The following is an 18,660-nucleotide window of genomic DNA, read 5'->3' as shown; positions in this document are numbered from 1 at the left end:
TGGGCTCGGTGGATACGAGCGGTGGGCCGGGTCGGTGCTGGGGCGCGGGCGGCTCAGCTGGTGTAGGAGAGGGCGCCCAGGCTCTTCATCAGGTCCAGGACCCGGCCCGGGGTGGGGTGTGTGATCTCGTCGACCGGGCGGCCGTCGGAGAGGAAGACCACGCGGTCGGCGTAGCCGGCGGCGACCGGGTCGTGGGTGACCATGACCACGGTCTGGCCGAGTTCGCGCACCGAGTCGCGCAGGAAGCCCAGGACGTCGGCCCCGGCGCGGGAGTCGAGGTTTCCGGTGGGCTCGTCGCCGAAGATGATCGCGGGGCGGGAGGCCAGGGCGCGGGCGACCGCGACGCGCTGCTGCTGCCCACCGGACAGCTGCGCGGGCCGGTGACCGAGGCGCTGGGAGAGTCCGACCATGGCGACCACGCGGTCCAGCCACTGCTGGTCGGGGTGGCGTCCGGCGAGGGCCAGCGGCAGCGTGATGTTCTCCAGCGCGGTCAGCGTCGGCAGCAGGTTGAACGCCTGGAAGATGAAGCCGATCCGGTCGCGGCGCAGCGCGGTCAGCTGCCGGTCGCTCAGCGTGCTCAGTTCGGTGGTGCCGACGCGCACCGAGCCGGAGCTGGGCGAGTCGAGCCCGGCGGCACAGTGCATCAGCGTGGACTTGCCGCAGCCGGAAGGACCCATGATCGCGGTGAACTCGCCCTCCCGGAAGTCGATGCTGACATGGTCCAGGGCTACGACACGGGTGTCGCCGCTGCCGTAGACCTTCGACAGGTCGAAGGTGGCGGCTGCGATCCCGGGCACCGCGTGCTGCGCGCGCGAGGCGAAGGGGGTGGCGGACATGGGGGACTCCTCTTCGGGTGCGGAAGGGCGCACGTCGAAGGGTGTCCGGGAAACGTATCGGGGCCTGAGCCGCCGTGTATCGGCGACCGCGCCGCTTTGTAGCAGTTCCGTAGGGCCGGCGCGGGGCGGAGACGTGTTCTGTAGCAGCAGGTCCGTGGGCGCCGGGCCGTCATGCCGACGCGGCGGTTCCTAGGCGCCGGATGGTGGGGCCGGCAGGCGCAGGGTGGCGACGGCGCCGCCGTCCGGGGCGTTCTCCAGGTGCAGCTCGGCGCCGAGGAGCCGGGCCTGGCCCAGGGCGATGGTCAGGCCCAGGCCGTGGCCCGTTCCGCGCTCCGTCGCACCCGTCTGGAACCGGCGGGGACCGTGGAGCAGCACGTCTGCCGGGAAGCCGGGGCCGTGGTCGCGCACGACGACCGTACGGCCGCCCTCGACGGTGACCTCCACCGGGGACCCTCCGTGCCGGTGGGCGTTGACGACGAGGTTGCTGACGATCCGCTCCAGACGGCGCGGGTCGGTCTCCACGGTCCGATCGGCTTCCGTCCCGGCGACGGTGACCTCGACGCGGAGACCGGTGCGTGCCACGGCCTCGGAGACGACGGCGCCGAGCGGCACCCGGGCAGGGACCGGCCGCTCGGCCCCGGCGTCCAGTCGGGAGATCTCCAGCAGGTCCTCCACCAGGCCACGCAGATCCCGCACCCGGGCCCGCAGCAGATCCTCCGTCTCACCGGCCGGCAGCAGGTCGGCGGCGGCCAGCAGACCGCCGACGGGGGTGCGCAGCTCATGGGCCACGTCCGCGGTGAACTGCCGCTCGGTGCGGAGCAGTTGGCTGAGACCGTCGGCCATACGATCGACGGTGGCGGCGATCTCGGCCACCTCGTCGCGGCCCTTGGTGGGCCCGGTGCGGGCGTCCAGGTCCCCGGCGGAGATCCGGCCTGCGGTCTCGGAGACCCGCCGCAGCCTGCGGGCCAGCAACCCGGCCCCGTAGACCGTCAGCGGCACGGCCGCCGCGAGCGCGACCAGCGAGGCCGCCGCCATGGTCACGTCGAGTTGGCGCAGAGTGTGCAGCTCCGGACTCATGTTGACCTGCACCGCCAGCACCCGGCTGCCCGGGCCGTCGACCCGCTGGGCGGCCCAGAAGCTGGGGCCCGCATTCCCCTCGACACGCCCGTCGTAAGCCGTGTGCCGCTTGCCGTCGACGGGGTGCCGCAGCACGAGGGGCAGCCCGGCCGGATCCAGCTCGGCTCCGTCCGCGAGGGTTTTGGTGCGCCGGTAGGTGTCCATGGCCGAGTACAGCCCGTTGAACGCCTGCGCTTCGGCCCGGTAGCGGATGTCGTCCGCGGTCCACACGTGCACCAGCACACCCACCGCCGCCACGACCAGGAAGGCGGTGACCGCGGCCAGCGCGGCGATCTTCCAGCGCAGGGACGACAGGTCCGGCCTCGGCCGCCGGAACACACGCACCGCCCTCAGCGCCTGAGCTTGTAGCCGAAGCCGCGGACCGTTTCGATCCGCTCCCGCCCCAGCTTCCGGCGCAGCCGCTGCACGCACAGGTCCACGACCCGGCTGTCGCCGTCCCAGCCGTACTCCCACACGTTGCGCAGCAGGGTGTGCCGCTCCAGTACGACGCCCGGGTGGGCGGCGAACTCCAGGAGCAGCTTCAGCTCGGTCGGGGTCAGCGCCACCGGGCTTCCGGAGACGAACACCTCCATGCCGGCGGTGTCGATGCGCAGGTCCCCGAACACCAGCACCTCCCCCTCGGGCGGCGGCCCCTCGTCCGCGGCCCGCTCGGGTCCCGGGGCGGGCGCGTAGGTCGCCCGCCGCAGCAGCGAGCGGATGCGCGCCACCAGCACGTACGTGTCCACGGGCTTGACCACGTAGTCGTCCGCCCCGGCCTCCAGACCGGCGACGACATCGAGCCCGTCGCCGCGCGCGGACATCATCAAGACCGGCACCAAGCTGGTCTCCCGGACCCTGCGGCACAGGCCGATCCCGTCCAGACCGGGCAGCATCACGTCCAGGATCAGCAGGTCGAAGCTTTCGTCGCGGAAGAGCTCAAGGCCCGTGAGACCGTCGGCCGCGGCCGTCATCTCGTAGCCGTAACGCTCCAAGGCGACGGCGAAGGACCGTCGCATCAGGTCGTCGTCCTCCACCAGCAACACGCGGACAGGTCGCGACGAGGCCCCGGCCGGGGCGGGCGAGGACACGAGCGGCTCACTCCTGTTCGGACGATTCAGGTGAGGTATCAGTCCCGAATGTACGCACGCGCAGCCCTACGCACGCGCAGCCGACGACCTGAACGAAAGGGTAAGGCAGACACCGGACGCGGCAACCGCGCCGCACTACGGACACGCATCGCGCCCCTCGCATCGTGTCGTCGACCGCGCCGAAGACGCGCCCGCTCGACGAGAGCGACGTCGCCACCATGCCGGTGCCCCCGACCGCGGGGTCGGGGGCACCGGCGCGTCACCAGGGCAGGTGACGCACTGGCCGACAGGCCGTCAGAAGTCGTACGGCTTCTTGGTGTTCCAGTTCAGCACGTCGGCCTCGTTCCAGCTGAACTGCGGCTTCTCGCCCTTGAGGGAGACGGAGTAGAAGGGGCCGTCGTGACCGTCCGCGCCGCGCAGCGCGAGGGCGAACGACTGCGCCGTGTGGTGCTTCGAGCCGTAGTCGAAGAGGTTCACCGCGCTGTATACCGTGCCGCCGGGCCGGAGCGTGAGGTGCTGGTCGCCGCCCGGGTTGTCCTTCTTCGAGTGCGGCAGTGCGGCGCCGTCGACGTCGCCGAGCTTCACGGCCGGGTACGAGGTGACCCAGCACGGCTTGGTGCCCTTGTTCGACGCGGTGACCAGCAGGTGGTCGCCCTGCTGCCCGGCGAACCGGTGCACCGCGGTGAGCAGCATCTCGTCGCCGCGGCACTGCTGGGCGCCGGCCGTTGTGCCCCCGCTCGCGACCTCGTCCGTCCCACCCGAGGCGGTCGTCGGGCGTGCGCCCGCCGTGGAGTGACCGCCGATGTCGACCTGCTCCGCGCCACCCTTGCCGTCCCCGTGGGACGCGGACCGGCTCTGCGCGGTACCGGCGGCGTTGTCGCCGCCGGCCGCCTTCGAGCCGCCGTCGGCGCCGCCGCAGGCGGTCAGGCCCAGCGCCAGCGCGGCGGTGACGGCGGCTAAGGTGGCGGTACGCATCCGGGAAGTACGCATGACGGGATCCCCCTGTTTCGTGCTTTCGTGCGGGAGTTGGCTTTGGCCGTTCCCGCGGTGTGCACCCCACTCTTCCCGGCGCCACTGACGTTCCGGAAACGCCTCACTCACGTCCCGCAAACACACCGCGCGAACGGGTGAGGCCGAGCAGTCCCACGACCATGGCGGCCTCGTCGCCCCCGTCGTGGGACTTTGGTTGCTGCACGTCGCGACGAAGGATGATGTCGTCGACGCGAGGGGCTGCTTAACGTGGCTGCGTGACAGGTGTGGAAGGTATGGAGCGTGCACAGCGCGCTCGGCAGGCGCCCACGGTAAGGGTGCGTACGGGGTTGCGGCGGCTGGCCGAACCGGGCAGGGCTCTCTTCGGTCCCGGGATGTGGCCGCCCCGGCGCATCGTGCTGGAATCGCTGCTGAGTGTGGTCCTGGCGACGCTTGTGGCGGGAACCGAGGCCTTGCGCGACGGGGGCGCGGTACGGATCGTCGCCGTCGCACTGGCCGCCGGACTGCTGTTGCCGCTGCGCCGGGTGCTGCCCGGGACCGTCCTGCTGGTGGCCGTCGCGGCCTCGTTCCCGTTCGGCGGTTTCGCGCTGCTGGTGCCCGTCGCCAGCTGGTCCGGCGGGCGCCGGATCGACGGGGTGGGCAGGGCGACCGCCACCTTCGCCCTCGCGTACGTCCTCGACTTCGGCCTGGACCTCTCGCAGGAGTTGCCCCGCGTCTCGCCGGCGGTCCTGGTCATAGTCGCCATGGTGACCCTGGTCGCGACCATCGTGCCCGGCCTCGCCGGCCGCTACTGGTCGCAGCGCCGCACGCTGCTGGACACCCTGCGCGAGTACAACGCCCAACTGCTGCGCGAGCGCGCGATGATCGCCGGACAGGCCCGGATGCGCGAACGCCAGCGCATCGCACAGGACATGCACGACAGCCTCGGCCATCAGCTCGCCCTCATCTCGGTGCACACCGGCGCGCTGGAGGTGGACCGCGAGCTGACCGGACGACAGCGGGAAGCCGTGGGGGTGCTGCGGGAAGCGTCGGTGGGCGCGATGCACGAGCTGCGCGAGGTGGTGGGGCTGCTGCGGGACGGCACCCCCGTCCCCGGGGACGGGGCAACTCCCCCGGCTGTCGCAAGCGGCGCCCCCACCCCGCCTGCTCTGGAGGCCATGGGAGAGGAGGACGCCAAGGCCCCGTCGCGCGGGGTGGCAGGCATAGAGCGCTTGGTGGAGGCGTCCCGGAGCGCGGGTACGGCCGTGGAGCTGCGGCGCTCGGGCGAGGTGCGTCCGCTCGCCCCGACCGCCGGTCACGCGGCGTACCGGATAGCTCAGGAGGGCCTGACCAACGCCCACAAGCACGCCCCGGGCGCCTCGATCACCATTGAACTGCGCTATGAGCCGGACTCGTTGGTCGTGGAGGTCGCGAACGGCCCCGTGCCCGAGACCGCGGACGACGGCCGGAGTGTGGTGAGCGGCGGCCAGGGGCTGACCGGGCTCCGGGAGCGGGCCCGGCTCGTCGGCGGCATGGTGCATGTGGGCTCCACGGCGGACGGCGGCTTCCGGCTGGCGGGGGTGCTGCCGTACACCGCGCCGGAGCCCGGTGCCACCAGCTCCTCGCCCGGCGACGAGACGGCGACATTCGTTGACCCCACGGGCGACTTTCGGCAGCAGCTCGCGACGGGTTCGCTCGGCGAAGCTGATCCGGTCATTGACGGGAACGGATCGCCGAAGGAGCTGGCCCGGGCCATGAGCACGCAGAAGAGAAGCAGCGGTACAGCCATCGGTTGCGGGGTGGCGGCACTGCTCGCCGTGCTGCTGGTGGCCGGCCTCCTCGTCGGTGCGGCCTTCCTCACGACCGAGCTGAACAAGGCCATGATCGACCCGAAGGAGTACGCGGCGGTGACGGTGGGCCGGTCCGAGACCGCGGTGCGCAAGCAGCTGCCCGATGGCTCCGCCATCATGACCGATGGCCTGGACAAGGGGGCACCGCCGGTGCCCGAGGGCGCGAAGTGCCTCAGCCTGAATTCCTCGGAGCTCGGCAGCAGCTGGGAAAAGGAGCCGGTTTTCCGGTTCTGCTTCAAGGACGGCAAGTTGATCGAAAAGAAGTCCTTCGAGGTCACGTCGTAAGGGCGCAACGCTCGCCGTGCGGTCCGGGCGGGTGGCGCCATCGGGGATGATGGTGAGCGGCCGCAGCCATGACCGTTCAAGAGGGCACAGGAGACTCGTGATCAAGGTTCTCGTCACGGATGACGAGCCGCTCATTCGGGCGGGCATCAGGATGATCCTCACCTCGGCCGACGACATCGACGTCGTCGCGGAGGCGGCGAACGGCCGCGAGGCGATCGAACTGGCCCGCGCCCAGCGGGTGGACGTCGTACTTCTCGACATCCGGATGCCGGTCATGGACGGGCTGACGGCCCTCGCCGAACTCCGCCGGACCGCCCCCGATGCGCGGGTGCTGATCCTCACCACCTTCGGGGAGCAGCAGAACGTGCTGCGCGCCCTGGCCGAGGGCAGTGCGGGCTTTCTGCTCAAGGACTCGGCGCCCGCGGAGCTGATGCGCGCGGTACGGGCCGCCGCGGCCGGGGACGCCTACCTGTCGCCGGGCGCCACCCGTCATGTCGTGGACTCGCTGGCGTCCGGCCAGAGCGCGCGCCGCGCCGAGCAGGCCCGCCGTCGGCTGGAGACCTTGTCGGGCCGCGAGCGGGAGGTCCTGGCACTGCTGGGCGAGGGCCTGTCCAATGCGGACGCCGGCCAGCGGATCCATATGAGCGAGGCCACGGTCAAAACGTATGTGAGCCGCATCCTCGCCAAGCTGGGCTGCGAAAACCGGGTACAGGCCGCACTCCTGGCACGAGACGCCGGCCTGGGCACCTGAGCAAGGCTCCCCGGGGCCCGCGAACGAGTCCCCGATGATGGCGTGACCGCGTGACCGAGGGGGCGAGCCCCCTCGGCGGCGGGTCCGCCGTCGTTAGGCATCAGCCGCAGCGAGAGGCGGCCCAAGCGTGTCGAGGTCTCGATTCCCTTGCGGGTGCGTCGGGCAGGGGTAGGAGGGGCCGGGGGCCCGGCCCCTCCTACCCGGCTCTGTTACGGCCAGCCCTGCTTCACCTCGGCGGGCGCAGTGTTCCAGCTCTTGGGTATGAACGTGATGACGTAGGTTCCGCGGTCGAAGTCCGCGTACCCCGCAGACCAGTTCCGGAACTTGCTCTCGTAGACGTTCATGGGCCCCATGCCGCCGTTGGGCGCGTGATAGTGGTTGGCGTGGGTCCATATGGTTTTGTCGGCATCCGCTTCTGCCTGAGCCCCGAACCAGCCGTAGTCGAAATTGACCCAACTTTCGCCGGGCTTGGCGGGACTGCGCGGAATATTCCTGTCCTTCGACATGTCCACCAGCCCTGTGCCCTGGTCGGGGCGGAATGCATCCGGGTCGCCGTACTTCCTCTTGTCGGAGGAGCCCCGCTGGTCCTGCCCGCTCCAGAAGTGCTTCGAGTAGACCACCGCCTTCATCTTGGATGGGTCATAGTTGCCTCCATCCCTTTCCCTGAAGGACGGCGTATCCCTCAACGCCGAGTAAAAGTTCGAACCGCTGCCCTCGTAGAGCAGAGCGTCATTTTTGTTCGTGAGCTCCGTCTTGAGGTTGTCGATGTAAGCCCCCTCGTTGTGCGCACTTTCCAGGGCCTTGTTCATGACGGACGCCACCTCACGCGCCCGCTTGAAACCCTTCCCCTCGTCGAAACTGTCCTTGGCGATGCGCCCCTCGAACTCCGCCTGCGTCTCACCGGGTCGTGGCCTGCTGTTTTCCAGATCGTTCTTGTACTTGTTCTCGTCGAAGTACGCGAACGCCAATTTGTTCGTCGGGTAAGGGCCAGAATTGACCCAGGTGACGCCGACGCAGCCGTAGGACAGCTCTTCTCGCTGCTCTTCGGTCATTTGCTGTTGCCTGCCGTCGCGGTGACTGTAGACCTGCTGCCACTTGCGTATGTAGTTGTTGATGACCGTAGTGGCCCTACCTCCGTTGGCCCGGTACGCGTCAGGCATCCTGTTGAGCGGCTCGGCGGGAGGGGTCACCCTGTCGTCGACGGCGCCGGGGGCCCGGAACAGCCCACTGACGCTCGGCGGCAATTCCACCAGAGAATTGCCGGGTTGACCCGCGGCCAGAGCCCTTTTGTTCAGTGCGTTGATGTTCTTGACGTCTTCCGCCGTCAGACCGTGCGTTTCGGCGTAGGAGCCCTCCCTTTCCCCGTCGCCGCCGCTGGCGGCATGGCTGACCGATGGCATGACTCCAGCGGTGCATATCACCGCACTCACAGTGGCGATGGCGAGTAAACTCCGACGCTTGTACATGAAAATCACTAACTCCCTTGTTGTGGAATCTCGTGAAACAGGGCATGCAAGCGAACGACGCAATGAGGGGTTTGCGGTAAGCAACCGCTCCGGACCTCAGCCGCGCCGGCCTGGGTCGCTGCGCCGGCGACTGGAAGGAGCGCCGCCGCGAGACGGAAGGAGATGCGGCAAAGGCGGGAGACGGCGGTGGCGGTACGGTCGTCGCCGGTCATGACCTGGTGGCCGGCGGACCGCCCGGGTCGGGCGGCACCGGTGCCTCGCCACCTCAGCATCGCCGCCGAGGCGACGACGCGGGGCCGGACCGGGGGGCGTCGCCGTACCGGACCTCGACGCGCAGGTGGGAGCGCACGAAGTCGGAGTCGACCAGGTGGACCTGGCTGGGACGGCCGACAGCGGCGGTCGTCGGGGCGACGGGGGTCGAGGCGGCGGCCTGGGCTCCCTGGGCGAGGGGCAGGGCGGGGCCGCGGTCACGGCGGCGCCGGGGAGGGCGCGGAAAGCGGTTGGGCGTATCACGCATCGCCTCCTGGATGAGTGATCAGGTTGATACGGGCAGTGATCATGTCCCCGCGCCAACTCCCCGGCAACGTCGCGGTCCTAAAATCGGCCAATCTGTCACGTAGGGCATATCTGGCCATGCATCCGAGCCGCCCGTGGGGATGCGATGCGGCAGCGTTTCCCCTGCTCCTGGACCTCCAACGCGGTGAAGCCGTGTATGCACTGGCGATCGAAATCCGGCGCCGACCTTTTCCCCTCGCCCGCCACGGAACGGACGACCAGAGCCCCGCACAAGCCGGCACGGCAGGAGCTCCGCAAACAGCAGCTCGGCCGGCTTCAGGCTCTCTACCGTGATGTGCTCGCGCAGGATTCGCGTCCGTGACGGATGCCCCGGTACGACGCGCGTGTCGTCTGAACGCAACTCCCGCAGCGCCATGCGCACATCGACCGGCGGGAACGCGGTCGACCGTGTGCGGAGAGAGCAACAGTGGCCGGCCGTGAGCGCCTTACGTGCTCTTGCGGTTGTTCCCGCCGGTCCGATGCCACTGAGCATCCACGAACTGGACGGCGAAGTCAGATCCTCCGTACTGGCTCGCGCAGACCAGGTCACAGGCTTGCCCGTGGCGGCAACTGGGCGGATTCTCGCTGCTGGCGCGCCGATGCAGTATGATCATGATGTCGCTTCGGCCCACAGGTCGGAGTCGCGCGTCTGTGGTCCAAGGAAAGACGCCCACCAGCCGGTGGGAAATGCAGGTGCAAGGCCTGCCGGGCGCTCCACCAAGGGCCCTTCCCTCTACGGGAAGGGCCCTTTTGTACGCACGGCGGGGCTCGCTCGGCCTGGCCGAGAAGAGCAAGACTCGGACCTCACATCGGTGCCGGCTCCTTGGGCTGCGCCTCTCCTCCCCCGCTGCAGACGGTAGGCACACTGGTCCCTGCGCTCGGGAATCGTGTACCGGATCCTCCGCCGTCGCAGGTAACTCCCTTTTCAGCGCGAGCTGTACGGCCTACCGCCGCACACGTGGTCGGGGCGTGTCCGCGGGTGTCCGCCGGCCGGGCGCGGGACACGGATTCGGCCCAGGACCGGGATCAGTTGCGAGCCACCTCCCAACTGCCCGGCTCCTGGAACATCTCCTGCCCCGCCACCCGGCCCGCCTCCCTCCACGAGATCGCGCACCGAACTGGTCTGCCTGGAGCAGACAGCACCCAGCCCAACGCTGCACTACCGAAGAAGAACCAGCTCAGGTCACGAACCTCGGCTGGAGTACTAGCCCACCGGTACATCCTTGCCGGTCAGCTGCGCCCGAATGCCGTTCTTCGACACGGAGATGTCCCGCAGCCGAATCTCGCTCGGCAGGTTGTCCGGCAGCTGCGCGGAGAACTCCATCTGTTGCGCGACCTTCGGCTCCCGGAGCTTCTGTAGGCCCTGGACGAGCGAGGGATCGATGCCGGTGGGCTTGAGCAGCGACGGATGGTCCACGACCGTGTCCAGCACGCTGCCCCTCATCATCTGCTGCGGAAGGACGTGCTTCCCGGTCGCCTGTTGCAGCTCACCCTCGTCCATCTTTTCGGCGACGGGTGCGGTCAGCTGCAAGCCACCGCCCTTGCCCGGTACGTACGTGAGCAGGCCGGGCACCACCACGCGCGTGTCCTGCACGGTCATGCGCAGGCCGCGCTCCCCGGTGCGCTGCAACTGCGCACGCCCCCGGATCTGGGCCTGCTTGTCGCCCACCGGCAGGTCGCCACCGGCCAGCACCGTGTTCTTCTCGGGGCCCGGCATCAAGTGCACCTGCGACGCGCCGACTTCGCGGTTCAGGTCCTTGAAGTCCAGCAGGACGTCACCGCGCACCCGGCTCAGCACCGCACCCTTGACCGAGGACGGCAGGCTGCCGACGATCCCGATGTCGTCCACCGTCCCCTTCACCTGAGCGACGGAGACCGGCCCGGCGTCGACATCGGGAACGTTGACCTCGACGTGGTCGATGTTGCCCGCGAGCACCTGCCCGATGAACGGAAAGCTGTCGATGTGCACCTCGGGCTCCGCGCGCAGCTTCAGCGCCTTCTGCACCTGCTGCGCCGCCAGGTTCTCCGCGTAGAGCACGGCCCACCGGTCACCGAGCGCAAGAAATGCAAGCACGATGGCCAGCGCGACGACCACCTTCGCGGTCCTCCGCACGATCCGACGAGGCTTGCGCCCGGCCCGCGGGTGCTCGTTCTCGTCGCCGGTGCTCGTGTGGTCAGTGCCTGCGTCGGCTGCGGTGGTGCCGACGGCAGCGCCGGCGCCCGAGTCGGTGCCGTTGTCGGTGACGGCGGTGTCACCGGCGGTGTTGCTGCCGGTGCCCGTACCGGAGTCGGCGCCGGCGGTGTTGCCCTGGGTCGACGAGTCGTCCGGCTCTTCACCGCCCTGAGCCGACGGCCCGTCCGGGCCCTGGTTGTCCGAGGCCGGGTCGTCCTGGGCAGCCCGGCTCGCCGGTACCCGCGCCTTGGAGTCTGCGGAAGGTTCGTTGGAGAGCATCGCCACCATGCGACCACAGCCCAGCCACTCGAACCAAGTAGCGCACAGTGTTCGAGGCCTGGCCTGCAACTTCTCTCCACATACGCGCAGTTAGACATACTGGGCGGCCTGCCGCTCACCAGTGCTGAGTGCCGCGTTCAGGAGACGAGCAGGACCGTCTCGATGCGGCGTGCTTCTGCCGCAAGCCTCCACCGTCACACCGTTCCACCGATTGACCGCCGCCTTGCTCGCCGCTGCCCTTCGCCGCGGTCGTCCCTCGCCCCGCACGCAGCCGCTGTGCCGACAGCAGCCGTACCCGGTCGGCCCGGCGGTGTCGGCGCTTTATGCTCGCGGTGCGGGGAACCGGAAGCTGACCACCTTCGGAGGCGAACGACCATGTCGGAACAGCGTGTTGTCCTGGTGACGGGCGGGGGAACGGGAATCGGGGCCGCCACCGCCCGGCTGCTGCGCGCCGCCGGGCACCAGGTCGTGATCTCCGGGCGGCGGCCCGAGCCACTGCGCCGGGTGGCCGAGGAGACCGGAGCGCTGGCCCACCCTTCCGACGCTGCCGACCCCGAGGCCGTGCGCGAGCTCGTCGAGGCGACGGTGACTGCCTACGGGAGACTCGACGGTGTGGTGCTCAACGCCGGAATCGGGCGGGGCGGCGCGGTCGGCGACACCGCGGTCGAGGACTGGGAAGAGCTGATACGGACCAACCTCACCGGCCCGTTCCTGCTGCTGCGTGCCGCACTGCCGCATCTGCTGGCGGCCCGCGGCGCGGTGGTCACGGTCGCCTCGGTCGCCGCGCTCCGCAACAGCGTCGGCAACGCCGCCTATGCGACGTCCAAGGCGGGTCTGCTCCACCTCTGCCGCTCCCTCGCCGTCGACTACGGGCCGCAGGGGCTGCGGGCCAACGCGGTGTGCCCGGGCTGGGTGCGTACGGAGATGGCCGACCAGCGGATGGCGCGGTTCGCGGCGGAGGCGGGGCTGGCGGGCGGTGCCGAGGCGGCATACGAGGAGGCGAACCGGCTGACTCCCGCCGGGCGTCCGGGCGATCCGGAGGAGGTCGCCGAGGCGATCGACTGGCTGCTGTCGCCCGCCGCGTCCTACGTCAACGGAGCCGTCCTCACCGTCGACGGCGGAGTGACCACGGTCGGCGTTGGGGGTGCCGCTTTCGACCACCGGATCGAGCCGCGCACCCCGCGCCCTTAGCGGGCTCCCGGACAGGCCCGTTCCACACAGACCGCCTCTGTCACCGCCGCTTCCGCGGCGGACTTGGTCGAGTCCCGCTCCCTGGATGGGACTCAGATCCCAACGAATGAAGCTCTCGAGGCGGCGCAGAAGTGGGTCGGCCCCGGCTATTCCGAAACCGTGAAGGGTAGCGGGCGGTATGACTCCAGGGACGGCACGCGCGTTGCCAGGCTGGGCGAACGGGATATCAAAGCGCAGCGCGGCGGTGCTCCGCACATGAATTCCGCCCCCGGCGGCAAGGCCGACGCAGAGCAGGTCAAGCACCGTACGCCGCGCAGCATGCGGTACGTGGCCTGGTCGAGACCACGCTGGAGCAAGCCCGCGGTCTTCGCTGACAGACCGCCGGGGAGCCTCTCTGACTTCGATGGCCGCCAGCCTGGAGGAAGTGACGTGAATCAGGTGTGCCAGCCACTCGGATGACCTGACACCCCGTCCGCGCCACGAGACAGCGCAGAGCACCCGTTCCCATCACGGGGGAACCGTCCACTCGACCCGGTGCAGGTAGGCAAACAGGTCGAGCGAACCGCCCGCCCGCAGGTCAAGAGCCCTTGACCACCCGATCCAGCACGACAGCACACTCCACATGATGCGTCACCGGAATCGCATCGGCTGAGCTGATATTGGGAGAAGAGCAGGTCAGACCGGCTTTTCAGGCCAGCGTGCGCGTCGGCTGGCTGGAGCGTCATATGAGCGTCACGGGCCGACAGGGCCGACACTCTCGACCGAGCCTCGCCACCTACCCCGCGATCCTGACACAACAGCACCGTCGCCTATACCGGTCGCGGCATGCGCCGTGGGGAGCCCAGGATTTTCGTCGTCACCGATTCGATGAATGCGGCAGCCTCGATCTCTGTGATCTTGACATGGTCGACTTCGTTGTGACCGAGGTCGTACAGCTTGAGGTACTCGGTCGGCTCCCAGCGGAGATGCCGGGTGAAGGCTTCGTCATGCGTCTGGTCTTCGTCGATGCGACGCCGGACGATCCCGCGCGGGTTGTGCCGGGGGTAACCCTCGCTGACCTTCGCGTAGTAGGTGATCTGACCTTCGGCGTCGAGTGCGTCGAGTGTGGCTGGAGCGAGCGTGAGGAAGGGCGTGGCGGAAGCGTTATTCTCCACGTTGCCGAGCCGGATCATCACGCCGTTGAGGTCGAGATACTCCTCGAGGAAGTAGCCACCGCCCCGTTCGTACATAAGGAGGAGCGGTTCGTAGGGGTCCGGCAGATCGACAGGCAAGCCCTCACGGGCGTCACGCAGCGCCGCCCACCGGATAGCAGCTCGGCAGGTCCGCTTCAGCGAAGTCGGGGCGAGCCCGGCCAGGGCCTCTTCCACCTCGGCGGCGACGTCGGGGGCGTCTGGAGCTCCGCATCGACGTGCTCCGCGATGTCGAAGAAGGGCCAGGACTGTTCCGCCCCATAAGCACGCGCCCAAAGAGCCGCTCTTCGCAAGTTTTCGCGCATGAGCAGAGCACGCGAATTGGCGTGATCGGATGCCGCGAAATCGTCGGCCCAGTCAATGGCACGCAGCCGCTCCAACACCCTGCGTGAAGAGTTCTCGATCACTTCAGGTTCTCCCCATCGGCTCACAGTCCCTGCACAACACCCTGCACGAAGTCATCGATGTTGGGCAGGTCTGCGGCGAGTATCCGTCTTGAGGTGCCGGAGGCTGAGCTTGGCAGGAGCACAGGAGACGCCAATGGGATGTTCACCTTCACCAGAACCTGGAGTTCTGGCAGCGCAACGACGCTGGGTATGCCGGTCGATTGCTCATGCCACGTGCAGTGCAACTCTGGCGAGTTACTGGGGATCGTACTTGGAGCAGCAATGTGCGAGGCCCGGGTATGCAACACCATCTGGTTGGCTGACTGCGGGGTTTGATGAGCCCGGTTCGTCAGGTCAACGAGAAGTGTCAGCCAGGACCACCTCATTGTCCCCGATGCACACCCAGCCGGCTCCCTTCACCTCTTCTCGGAGGTTGGAAGCCGGTCCGTCGGCTCCCGGCCCAGGTCTTGGCTGAACACCTCGTCGTGCCCCTCGCCGCCCGGCAGCAGGTGGCGCCTAAGGAGGGATCCTGACCTTCACCCGTAGCGTAGAAAGAGATGCGCCCCTTGGCCGTCCAGGGCATCGAGAACGTCACTGCAAAGTGCGACGAGGGGAGTACTGCCGAGGTTGTGTTGTAGACCCTTGGGCCGGAGTCAGACGCCGGTCAGATCGACGCTGCCACCGTTGTCGTACACGAAGTCTCCCCGTTTGCAGAAGAGCACACCAGCGGCTCGTAGAGGTCGGGGAGATCAGCAAGCCCCGCCTGATCCTGGACGCGGAGTTGCGCCATGCGGACAGCGCCCGCACAGGTGCTCCCCAGAAGTCCGCCCGGAACTGTACTCAGGAATTCGTCGAGTTCCGCGGCGAGTTACGGGGAGAGTCGGAATCCCGGATCAATGTGCTCCGTCACATCGAAGAAGGGCCACTTGTCCTCTGCAGAGTATGCGTGAGCCCACAGCGCTGCCCGCCTCAGATACTCCCGCATCAGATGACGACGCGACATCACGTGCCCCTTCACGTAGCCCCAATCACCGATCCACTCCACACCGCGGAGTCGGTTCAACATGACCGACAACGGCGATTCGGTCACTTCAGGTCAATTCCCTTCGAGCGCAGCTCCTCGAAGAGAGCCTAGATCACTCCTCATCCAGAGCATTAAGACCCTCCTCATCCAGATCGAGCGGAACCCGCTCCAACGCCTGTTCGATACCGCCCTTGGGGATGGCGGCGGTATCGACCTCGATGTGGCCAGCGCCATCCAGATTGAATGTCCCGCCCCGTTCATACATCTGCACAAGCGGCTCGAAAGGAGAAGGAAGATCCGCGAGATCCGTGGAAATGTCCGACAGCACAGCGAAATTGAGGGCCCACTCGACAGTCTCAAGGATCACTGGCTGCTGCAGGCCGATCTTGTCGGCAATAACCTTCACAATGTCGGCCTCGATCCGTGCTTCGGGATTGATGTGGCCTGCGATGTCGAAGAACGGCCACTCGTCGCACCTCATCTCCCGGGCCCACAGAGCAGATCGCCGCATGAACTCTCGCATGAGTGCCACACGCGAACGGGTCCGATCGAACGAACCGACCCAGTCAACTCGTTCGAACCTCTTGGCAAGAGCTAGCGCCGAAGCCGTCCTCATGGCTTGTTCCTCCGGATGTACTGAATAAGGTCCTCCAAGTTTGACAGATCAGGCAAGACCTCGAACGGAGGCGGATCCATACCCAGCTTCCGCCATGCCACATAGGGGTTGCTATGTGTCTCGTGCGGCGAGACCTCGTGCGCACCGTAGTGTTCCCGCGTAAACCAGTTGACTCCGTCGGAGTCATAGTTCATGGCCCTGTATGGCATGCCTTCGGCCATGAGAACGCTCTCGACACCTTCATGAATCATTAGTCTCCTGAAGGCGACTCGGCCCGCTTCGTCGAGCTCCCCCCGCTCAGCCCTCTGCCAGAGATCAGCGACATGCGCCATGGGCGCCACACGTCCGTTCCGGACCTGTCCCGGCCCGACGGGGAAGTCTTGGTGCACCGTAAAGAAGAGGTGCTGCTTCACCCGGTCCAGTACATCCTTGGCGATGCCCGTGTTCTCGGCGATCGGTACCGTGTCACCCTCATTGGCGCGGATTGCGTCGTATGCCTCACCAGCCTTGGGCTGCGGCTCGTCGACGTACGGCACCTTATCCGAGGCGTAGTGCTCGGGGGCCACCGTCACCACGTCGGATCCATCTGCCAGGCCGTGCCCTCCACCGGTGCCGATGGGGCCGTCGCCCTGGTGCGGGATGGACGGGCCGCCGCCGGAGCCGTGGCCGCTGCTGCTCGTGCCGCCCGTTTCGGTGGGGTGGCCGGCTGCGCCCGTGGAGTTGTCCAGCCCCCCGGTGTCCGGGGTATGGGGGGTGCTCCCGCCACCGCCGGGTGTGTGGTTGTTGGTGGGCATGTTGTCGGCCGTGCCGCCGATGGGGTGGGTGCCCCCGCTGTCGCCCGGGCCGGTGCGGCTGTGACCCGCGTTATCGCCAGCGTGGGCCGCGTCGGAGATGTCCGACCCGACGCGTGTGGCCTCGTCGCCCCGTCCGCCAACGCCGGTCAGGACCCGCTGATCCTGACGGACCGGCGTCTCGATCCGCGGGTTGTCCGCGCCCGTGGCAGGTTGGGCGGGCTTGCCCTTGGGGGCGTCGTCGGCGTGCTGGAGGAGGCTGCCGTCCTTGCTGTAGAGATGGCCGGCTGCGTCCGTGTAGTTCCCGTTGTATGGGTCCCTCACCGTGTTCGGCGGGAGGATGGTCGTGCCCTCGGGCAGCTTGATTCTGCCGTCCGGGAGCTTGATCGCCCCGTCCGGGACGGCGGCGCCCTTGGGGAGTTGCACTGTGCCGTCTGGCATCTTGGTGGCGCCCTCGGGCAGGCTGAAGGCGCCCTCGGAGATCTTGGGGGCCTCGATGTGGCCGGCGTCCTTGAGGTGGGCCATCACGTCGCCGATCTTCGACATGCCCGCGCCCGCGCCCTTGAAGACGTAGGTCATCGGGTCGATGGCGTGGCCCACCTTGCCGGCGATGGACAGGGCCTTGGCCGCCGCTCCGGCCTTGCCCGCACCCGACACGGCGGCGCCGCCGCCGCGGGTGATGATGGCGGTCAGGACGTTGAAGGTGACCGCGCCGGCGGCCCGGGAGCCGTTGGATTCCCACTGGTCCCAGGCCACGAGTGCCTTGCCGGTCTCCTTCATCGCGGTACGCGAATCCCGCAGCCAGGAGGGGAGTTTGTCGCCCGGTATCGCGAAGTAGGCGGGGCCCACGATGGGCAACATGGTGATCGTGATTCCGGTCGAGAGCTTGGCGAGACCGGTCCATGCTTTGCCGGCGGCGTCCCAGCCGTCGACGCCGATCAGGGTGCCCAGGCCCTTGATGGTGCCCCAGGCGCCGTCGACGATGACGCCCTTGCCGAAGTCGTAGGCGTGCTCCCACACCTGCCACCAGGGAACGGATTCCTCGACCGCGTCGCCCCAGGGCAGGCTCTTGGACTGCTTGAGGGCTTCGGCGTCGTAGCCGTACCCCTTCGGGTGGGAGCCGTCGATCGTGTGGAGCGCGTGTCCGCCGACCAGTCCGACGATCTTGGCATGGCAGTCGCGTTCGGCTTCCTGGAACGCCGCCCATACCTCGGCGATCTTGTTGCGGCGGTTGTTGTTCTCCTCGACGAGATCGCCGTCCTCGCTCCAGTCGTCCTCGGCGGCGTCCTTGTCGCGGAAGTCGGCGGCGTCCTGCTTGAGCTGCTTCAGCTGGCGGACCAGCGGAGTGATCTCGCGGGCGTAGGTGCCCAGAGCCCGGGCGATGACATGCATGTCGTCACTCAGGTCGTGTGCCTTGTCGGCTACCGGTTTGGTGACGCCGAACAGCTGCTCCGCTTCGGGCGCCTTGTAGTAGGCAGCCAGTCCGGCGAAGGACTTGTGGACGTCCGAGCCGGCGGTTTCGACCTTGGAGCCGCCGCGGGACAGCGCCTTCACCTTGGTTTCGAGAACGTCCAGGTCGCCGGTGAAGACCGGTACCTCGGCCGGGTCGACCGGCACGTTGCTCACTTCTTCTTCCCCCCGAAGTCCTTGAGGGCGTCCACCCGCACGGCCCGGGCGGCGTTCTGGGCGTTCTTGGCCGCCTCCAGGTCGCCCTCGACGTACTCATTGGTGGCTTTGGCCGCGCCCAGGACGGCTGCCTGGCACCGATCGGCCATCGCCTTGAGGTCCGGCTTGCGCTTTTTCACGTACTCGGCCAGCGCGGCGGCGACCGGGCCTGTTGCCGACTGCGGCAACAGGGCGGGGGCCACCGGTCCAATCGGCTTGTACCCCGACGCCACCAGCCCGCCCGGCACTGTTTTGGCCTGCGAGCCCGGCACGGCCGTGCCCGCCGCCTGAGCCGCCTCCTGGACGTCCGCAAGCAGTGTGGTGAGCGCCTTCCCCAGGTCTTCGGCATGGGTGCCGACGACCTTCAACTGGCCCTGCACTCCCTGCGGCTGAATGTCCCATGACGCCATGAACGCCCCCCGTACATCT

The 18,660-nt window shown here is 68.5% G+C and carries 14 protein-coding genes and 1 pseudogene; 3 read left to right on the top strand and 12 right to left on the bottom strand.

The window, feature by feature from the left end; translation table 11 throughout:
• Positions 1 to 53: 53 nt before the first annotated feature.
• From EST54_RS05205 to EST54_RS05190, 4 genes are all read right to left on the bottom strand, one after another.
• The gene (locus EST54_RS05205) at positions 54 to 836 is read right to left on the bottom strand and encodes an ABC transporter ATP-binding protein (protein ID WP_174857394.1); all 783 of its coding nucleotides are present in this window, start codon (positions 834 to 836) and stop codon (positions 54 to 56) included.
• Positions 837 to 1,025: 189 nt separating this feature from the next.
• The gene (locus EST54_RS05200) at positions 1,026 to 2,297 is read right to left on the bottom strand and encodes a sensor histidine kinase (protein ID WP_244942442.1); all 1,272 of its coding nucleotides are present in this window, start codon (positions 2,295 to 2,297) and stop codon (positions 1,026 to 1,028) included.
• A gap of 5 nt (positions 2,298 to 2,302) precedes the next feature.
• Positions 2,303 to 3,040, bottom strand: coding sequence for a two-component system response regulator CseB (cseB, locus tag EST54_RS05195; RefSeq protein ID WP_275543260.1), 738 nt, complete (start codon positions 3,038 to 3,040; stop codon positions 2,303 to 2,305).
• Between the two features lie 294 nt (positions 3,041 to 3,334).
• Positions 3,335 to 4,030 carry a DUF4232 domain-containing protein gene (locus tag EST54_RS05190; RefSeq protein WP_129245493.1) on the bottom strand — a complete coding sequence of 232 codons (696 nt, stop codon included), beginning with the start codon at positions 4,028 to 4,030 and terminating at the stop codon, positions 3,335 to 3,337.
• A gap of 374 nt (positions 4,031 to 4,404) precedes the next feature.
• Between EST54_RS05190 and EST54_RS05185 the strand changes: the two genes are divergently transcribed.
• Both EST54_RS05185 and EST54_RS05180 read left to right on the top strand, forming a co-directional pair.
• Positions 4,405 to 6,144: a sensor histidine kinase gene (locus EST54_RS05185; RefSeq protein WP_129245601.1), complete on the top strand. Its 1,740-nt coding sequence runs from the start codon at positions 4,405 to 4,407 to the stop codon at positions 6,142 to 6,144.
• A 97-nt stretch (positions 6,145 to 6,241) separates the two neighbouring features.
• On the top strand, positions 6,242 to 6,895 hold the full coding sequence (locus tag EST54_RS05180; RefSeq protein ID WP_129245491.1) for a response regulator transcription factor: 654 nt from the start codon (positions 6,242 to 6,244) through the stop codon (positions 6,893 to 6,895).
• Between the two features lie 209 nt (positions 6,896 to 7,104).
• On the opposite strand, the gene EST54_RS05175 is transcribed toward EST54_RS05180, so the two are convergent.
• The 4 genes and pseudogenes from EST54_RS05175 to EST54_RS05165 all read right to left on the bottom strand — a co-directional run bounded on the left by EST54_RS05175 (position 7,105) and on the right by EST54_RS05165 (position 11,368).
• Complete coding sequence (locus EST54_RS05175) at positions 7,105 to 8,361, bottom strand: protein-glutamine gamma-glutamyltransferase (RefSeq protein WP_129245489.1); 1,257 nt, start codon at positions 8,359 to 8,361, stop codon at positions 7,105 to 7,107.
• Positions 8,362 to 8,626: 265 nt separating this feature from the next.
• On the bottom strand, positions 8,627 to 8,878 hold the full coding sequence (locus tag EST54_RS05170) for a hypothetical protein (RefSeq protein ID WP_129245487.1): 252 nt from the start codon (positions 8,876 to 8,878) through the stop codon (positions 8,627 to 8,629).
• Between the two features lie 846 nt (positions 8,879 to 9,724).
• A pseudogene (locus EST54_RS35225) lies at positions 9,725 to 9,970 on the bottom strand (IS5/IS1182 family transposase); the annotation flags it as partial.
• 150 nt (positions 9,971 to 10,120) lie between these two features.
• Entirely contained in the window at positions 10,121 to 11,368 is a 1,248-nt protein-coding gene (locus EST54_RS05165) for an LmeA family phospholipid-binding protein (protein ID WP_239012689.1), read from the bottom strand.
• Positions 11,369 to 11,743: 375 nt separating this feature from the next.
• Between EST54_RS05165 and EST54_RS05160 the strand changes: the two genes are divergently transcribed.
• The gene (locus EST54_RS05160; protein WP_129245485.1) at positions 11,744 to 12,559 is read left to right on the top strand and encodes an SDR family NAD(P)-dependent oxidoreductase; all 816 of its coding nucleotides are present in this window, start codon (positions 11,744 to 11,746) and stop codon (positions 12,557 to 12,559) included.
• A gap of 809 nt (positions 12,560 to 13,368) precedes the next feature.
• Here EST54_RS05160 and EST54_RS05155 read toward each other — a convergent pair.
• The 4 genes from EST54_RS05155 to EST54_RS05140 form a co-directional block, all read right to left on the bottom strand.
• Positions 13,369 to 13,926 carry a hypothetical protein gene (locus tag EST54_RS05155; protein WP_239012690.1) on the bottom strand — a complete coding sequence of 186 codons (558 nt, stop codon included), beginning with the start codon at positions 13,924 to 13,926 and terminating at the stop codon, positions 13,369 to 13,371.
• A 1,345-nt stretch (positions 13,927 to 15,271) separates the two neighbouring features.
• Positions 15,272 to 15,775: a hypothetical protein gene (locus EST54_RS05150; RefSeq protein ID WP_129245482.1), complete on the bottom strand. Its 504-nt coding sequence runs from the start codon at positions 15,773 to 15,775 to the stop codon at positions 15,272 to 15,274.
• Entirely contained in the window at positions 15,772 to 18,192 is a 2,421-nt protein-coding gene (locus tag EST54_RS05145) for a hypothetical protein (protein ID WP_129245480.1), read from the bottom strand. Before EST54_RS05145 ends, EST54_RS05150 begins: the two co-directional genes overlap by 4 nt.
• Positions 18,189 to 18,641 carry a DUF6507 family protein gene (locus EST54_RS05140; RefSeq protein WP_129245597.1) on the bottom strand — a complete coding sequence of 151 codons (453 nt, stop codon included), beginning with the start codon at positions 18,639 to 18,641 and terminating at the stop codon, positions 18,189 to 18,191. Before EST54_RS05140 ends, EST54_RS05145 begins: the two co-directional genes overlap by 4 nt.
• Positions 18,642 to 18,660: the final 19 nt, after the last annotated feature.

Source organism: Streptomyces sioyaensis (assembly GCF_004122735.1).
Classification (GTDB): domain Bacteria; phylum Actinomycetota; class Actinomycetes; order Streptomycetales; family Streptomycetaceae; genus Streptomyces; species Streptomyces sioyaensis.
Note: the sequence above shows the minus strand (reverse complement) of the source record. Positions and strands in the feature narration are given on the sequence as shown.

Bases quoted from the DNA above. Each gene is read 5' to 3' on its own strand.
- EST54_RS05205 (WP_174857394.1), bottom strand. From the start codon at position 836: ATGTCCGCCACCCCCTTCGCCTCGCGCGCGCAGCACGCGGTGCCCGGG.
- EST54_RS05190 (WP_129245493.1), bottom strand. From the start codon at position 4,030: ATGCGTACTTCCCGGATGCGTACCGCCACCTTAGCCGCCGTCACCGCC.
- EST54_RS05185 (WP_129245601.1), top strand. From the start codon at position 4,405: ATGTGGCCGCCCCGGCGCATCGTGCTGGAATCGCTGCTGAGTGTGGTC.
- EST54_RS05175 (WP_129245489.1), bottom strand. From the start codon at position 8,361: ATGTACAAGCGTCGGAGTTTACTCGCCATCGCCACTGTGAGTGCGGTG.
- EST54_RS05170 (WP_129245487.1), bottom strand. From the start codon at position 8,878: ATGCGTGATACGCCCAACCGCTTTCCGCGCCCTCCCCGGCGCCGCCGT.
- EST54_RS05165 (WP_239012689.1), bottom strand. From the start codon at position 11,368: ATGCTCTCCAACGAACCTTCCGCAGACTCCAAGGCGCGGGTACCGGCG.
- EST54_RS05160 (WP_129245485.1), top strand. From the start codon at position 11,744: ATGTCGGAACAGCGTGTTGTCCTGGTGACGGGCGGGGGAACGGGAATC.
- EST54_RS05150 (WP_129245482.1), bottom strand. From the start codon at position 15,775: ATGAGGACGGCTTCGGCGCTAGCTCTTGCCAAGAGGTTCGAACGAGTT.
- EST54_RS05140 (WP_129245597.1), bottom strand. From the start codon at position 18,641: ATGGCGTCATGGGACATTCAGCCGCAGGGAGTGCAGGGCCAGTTGAAG.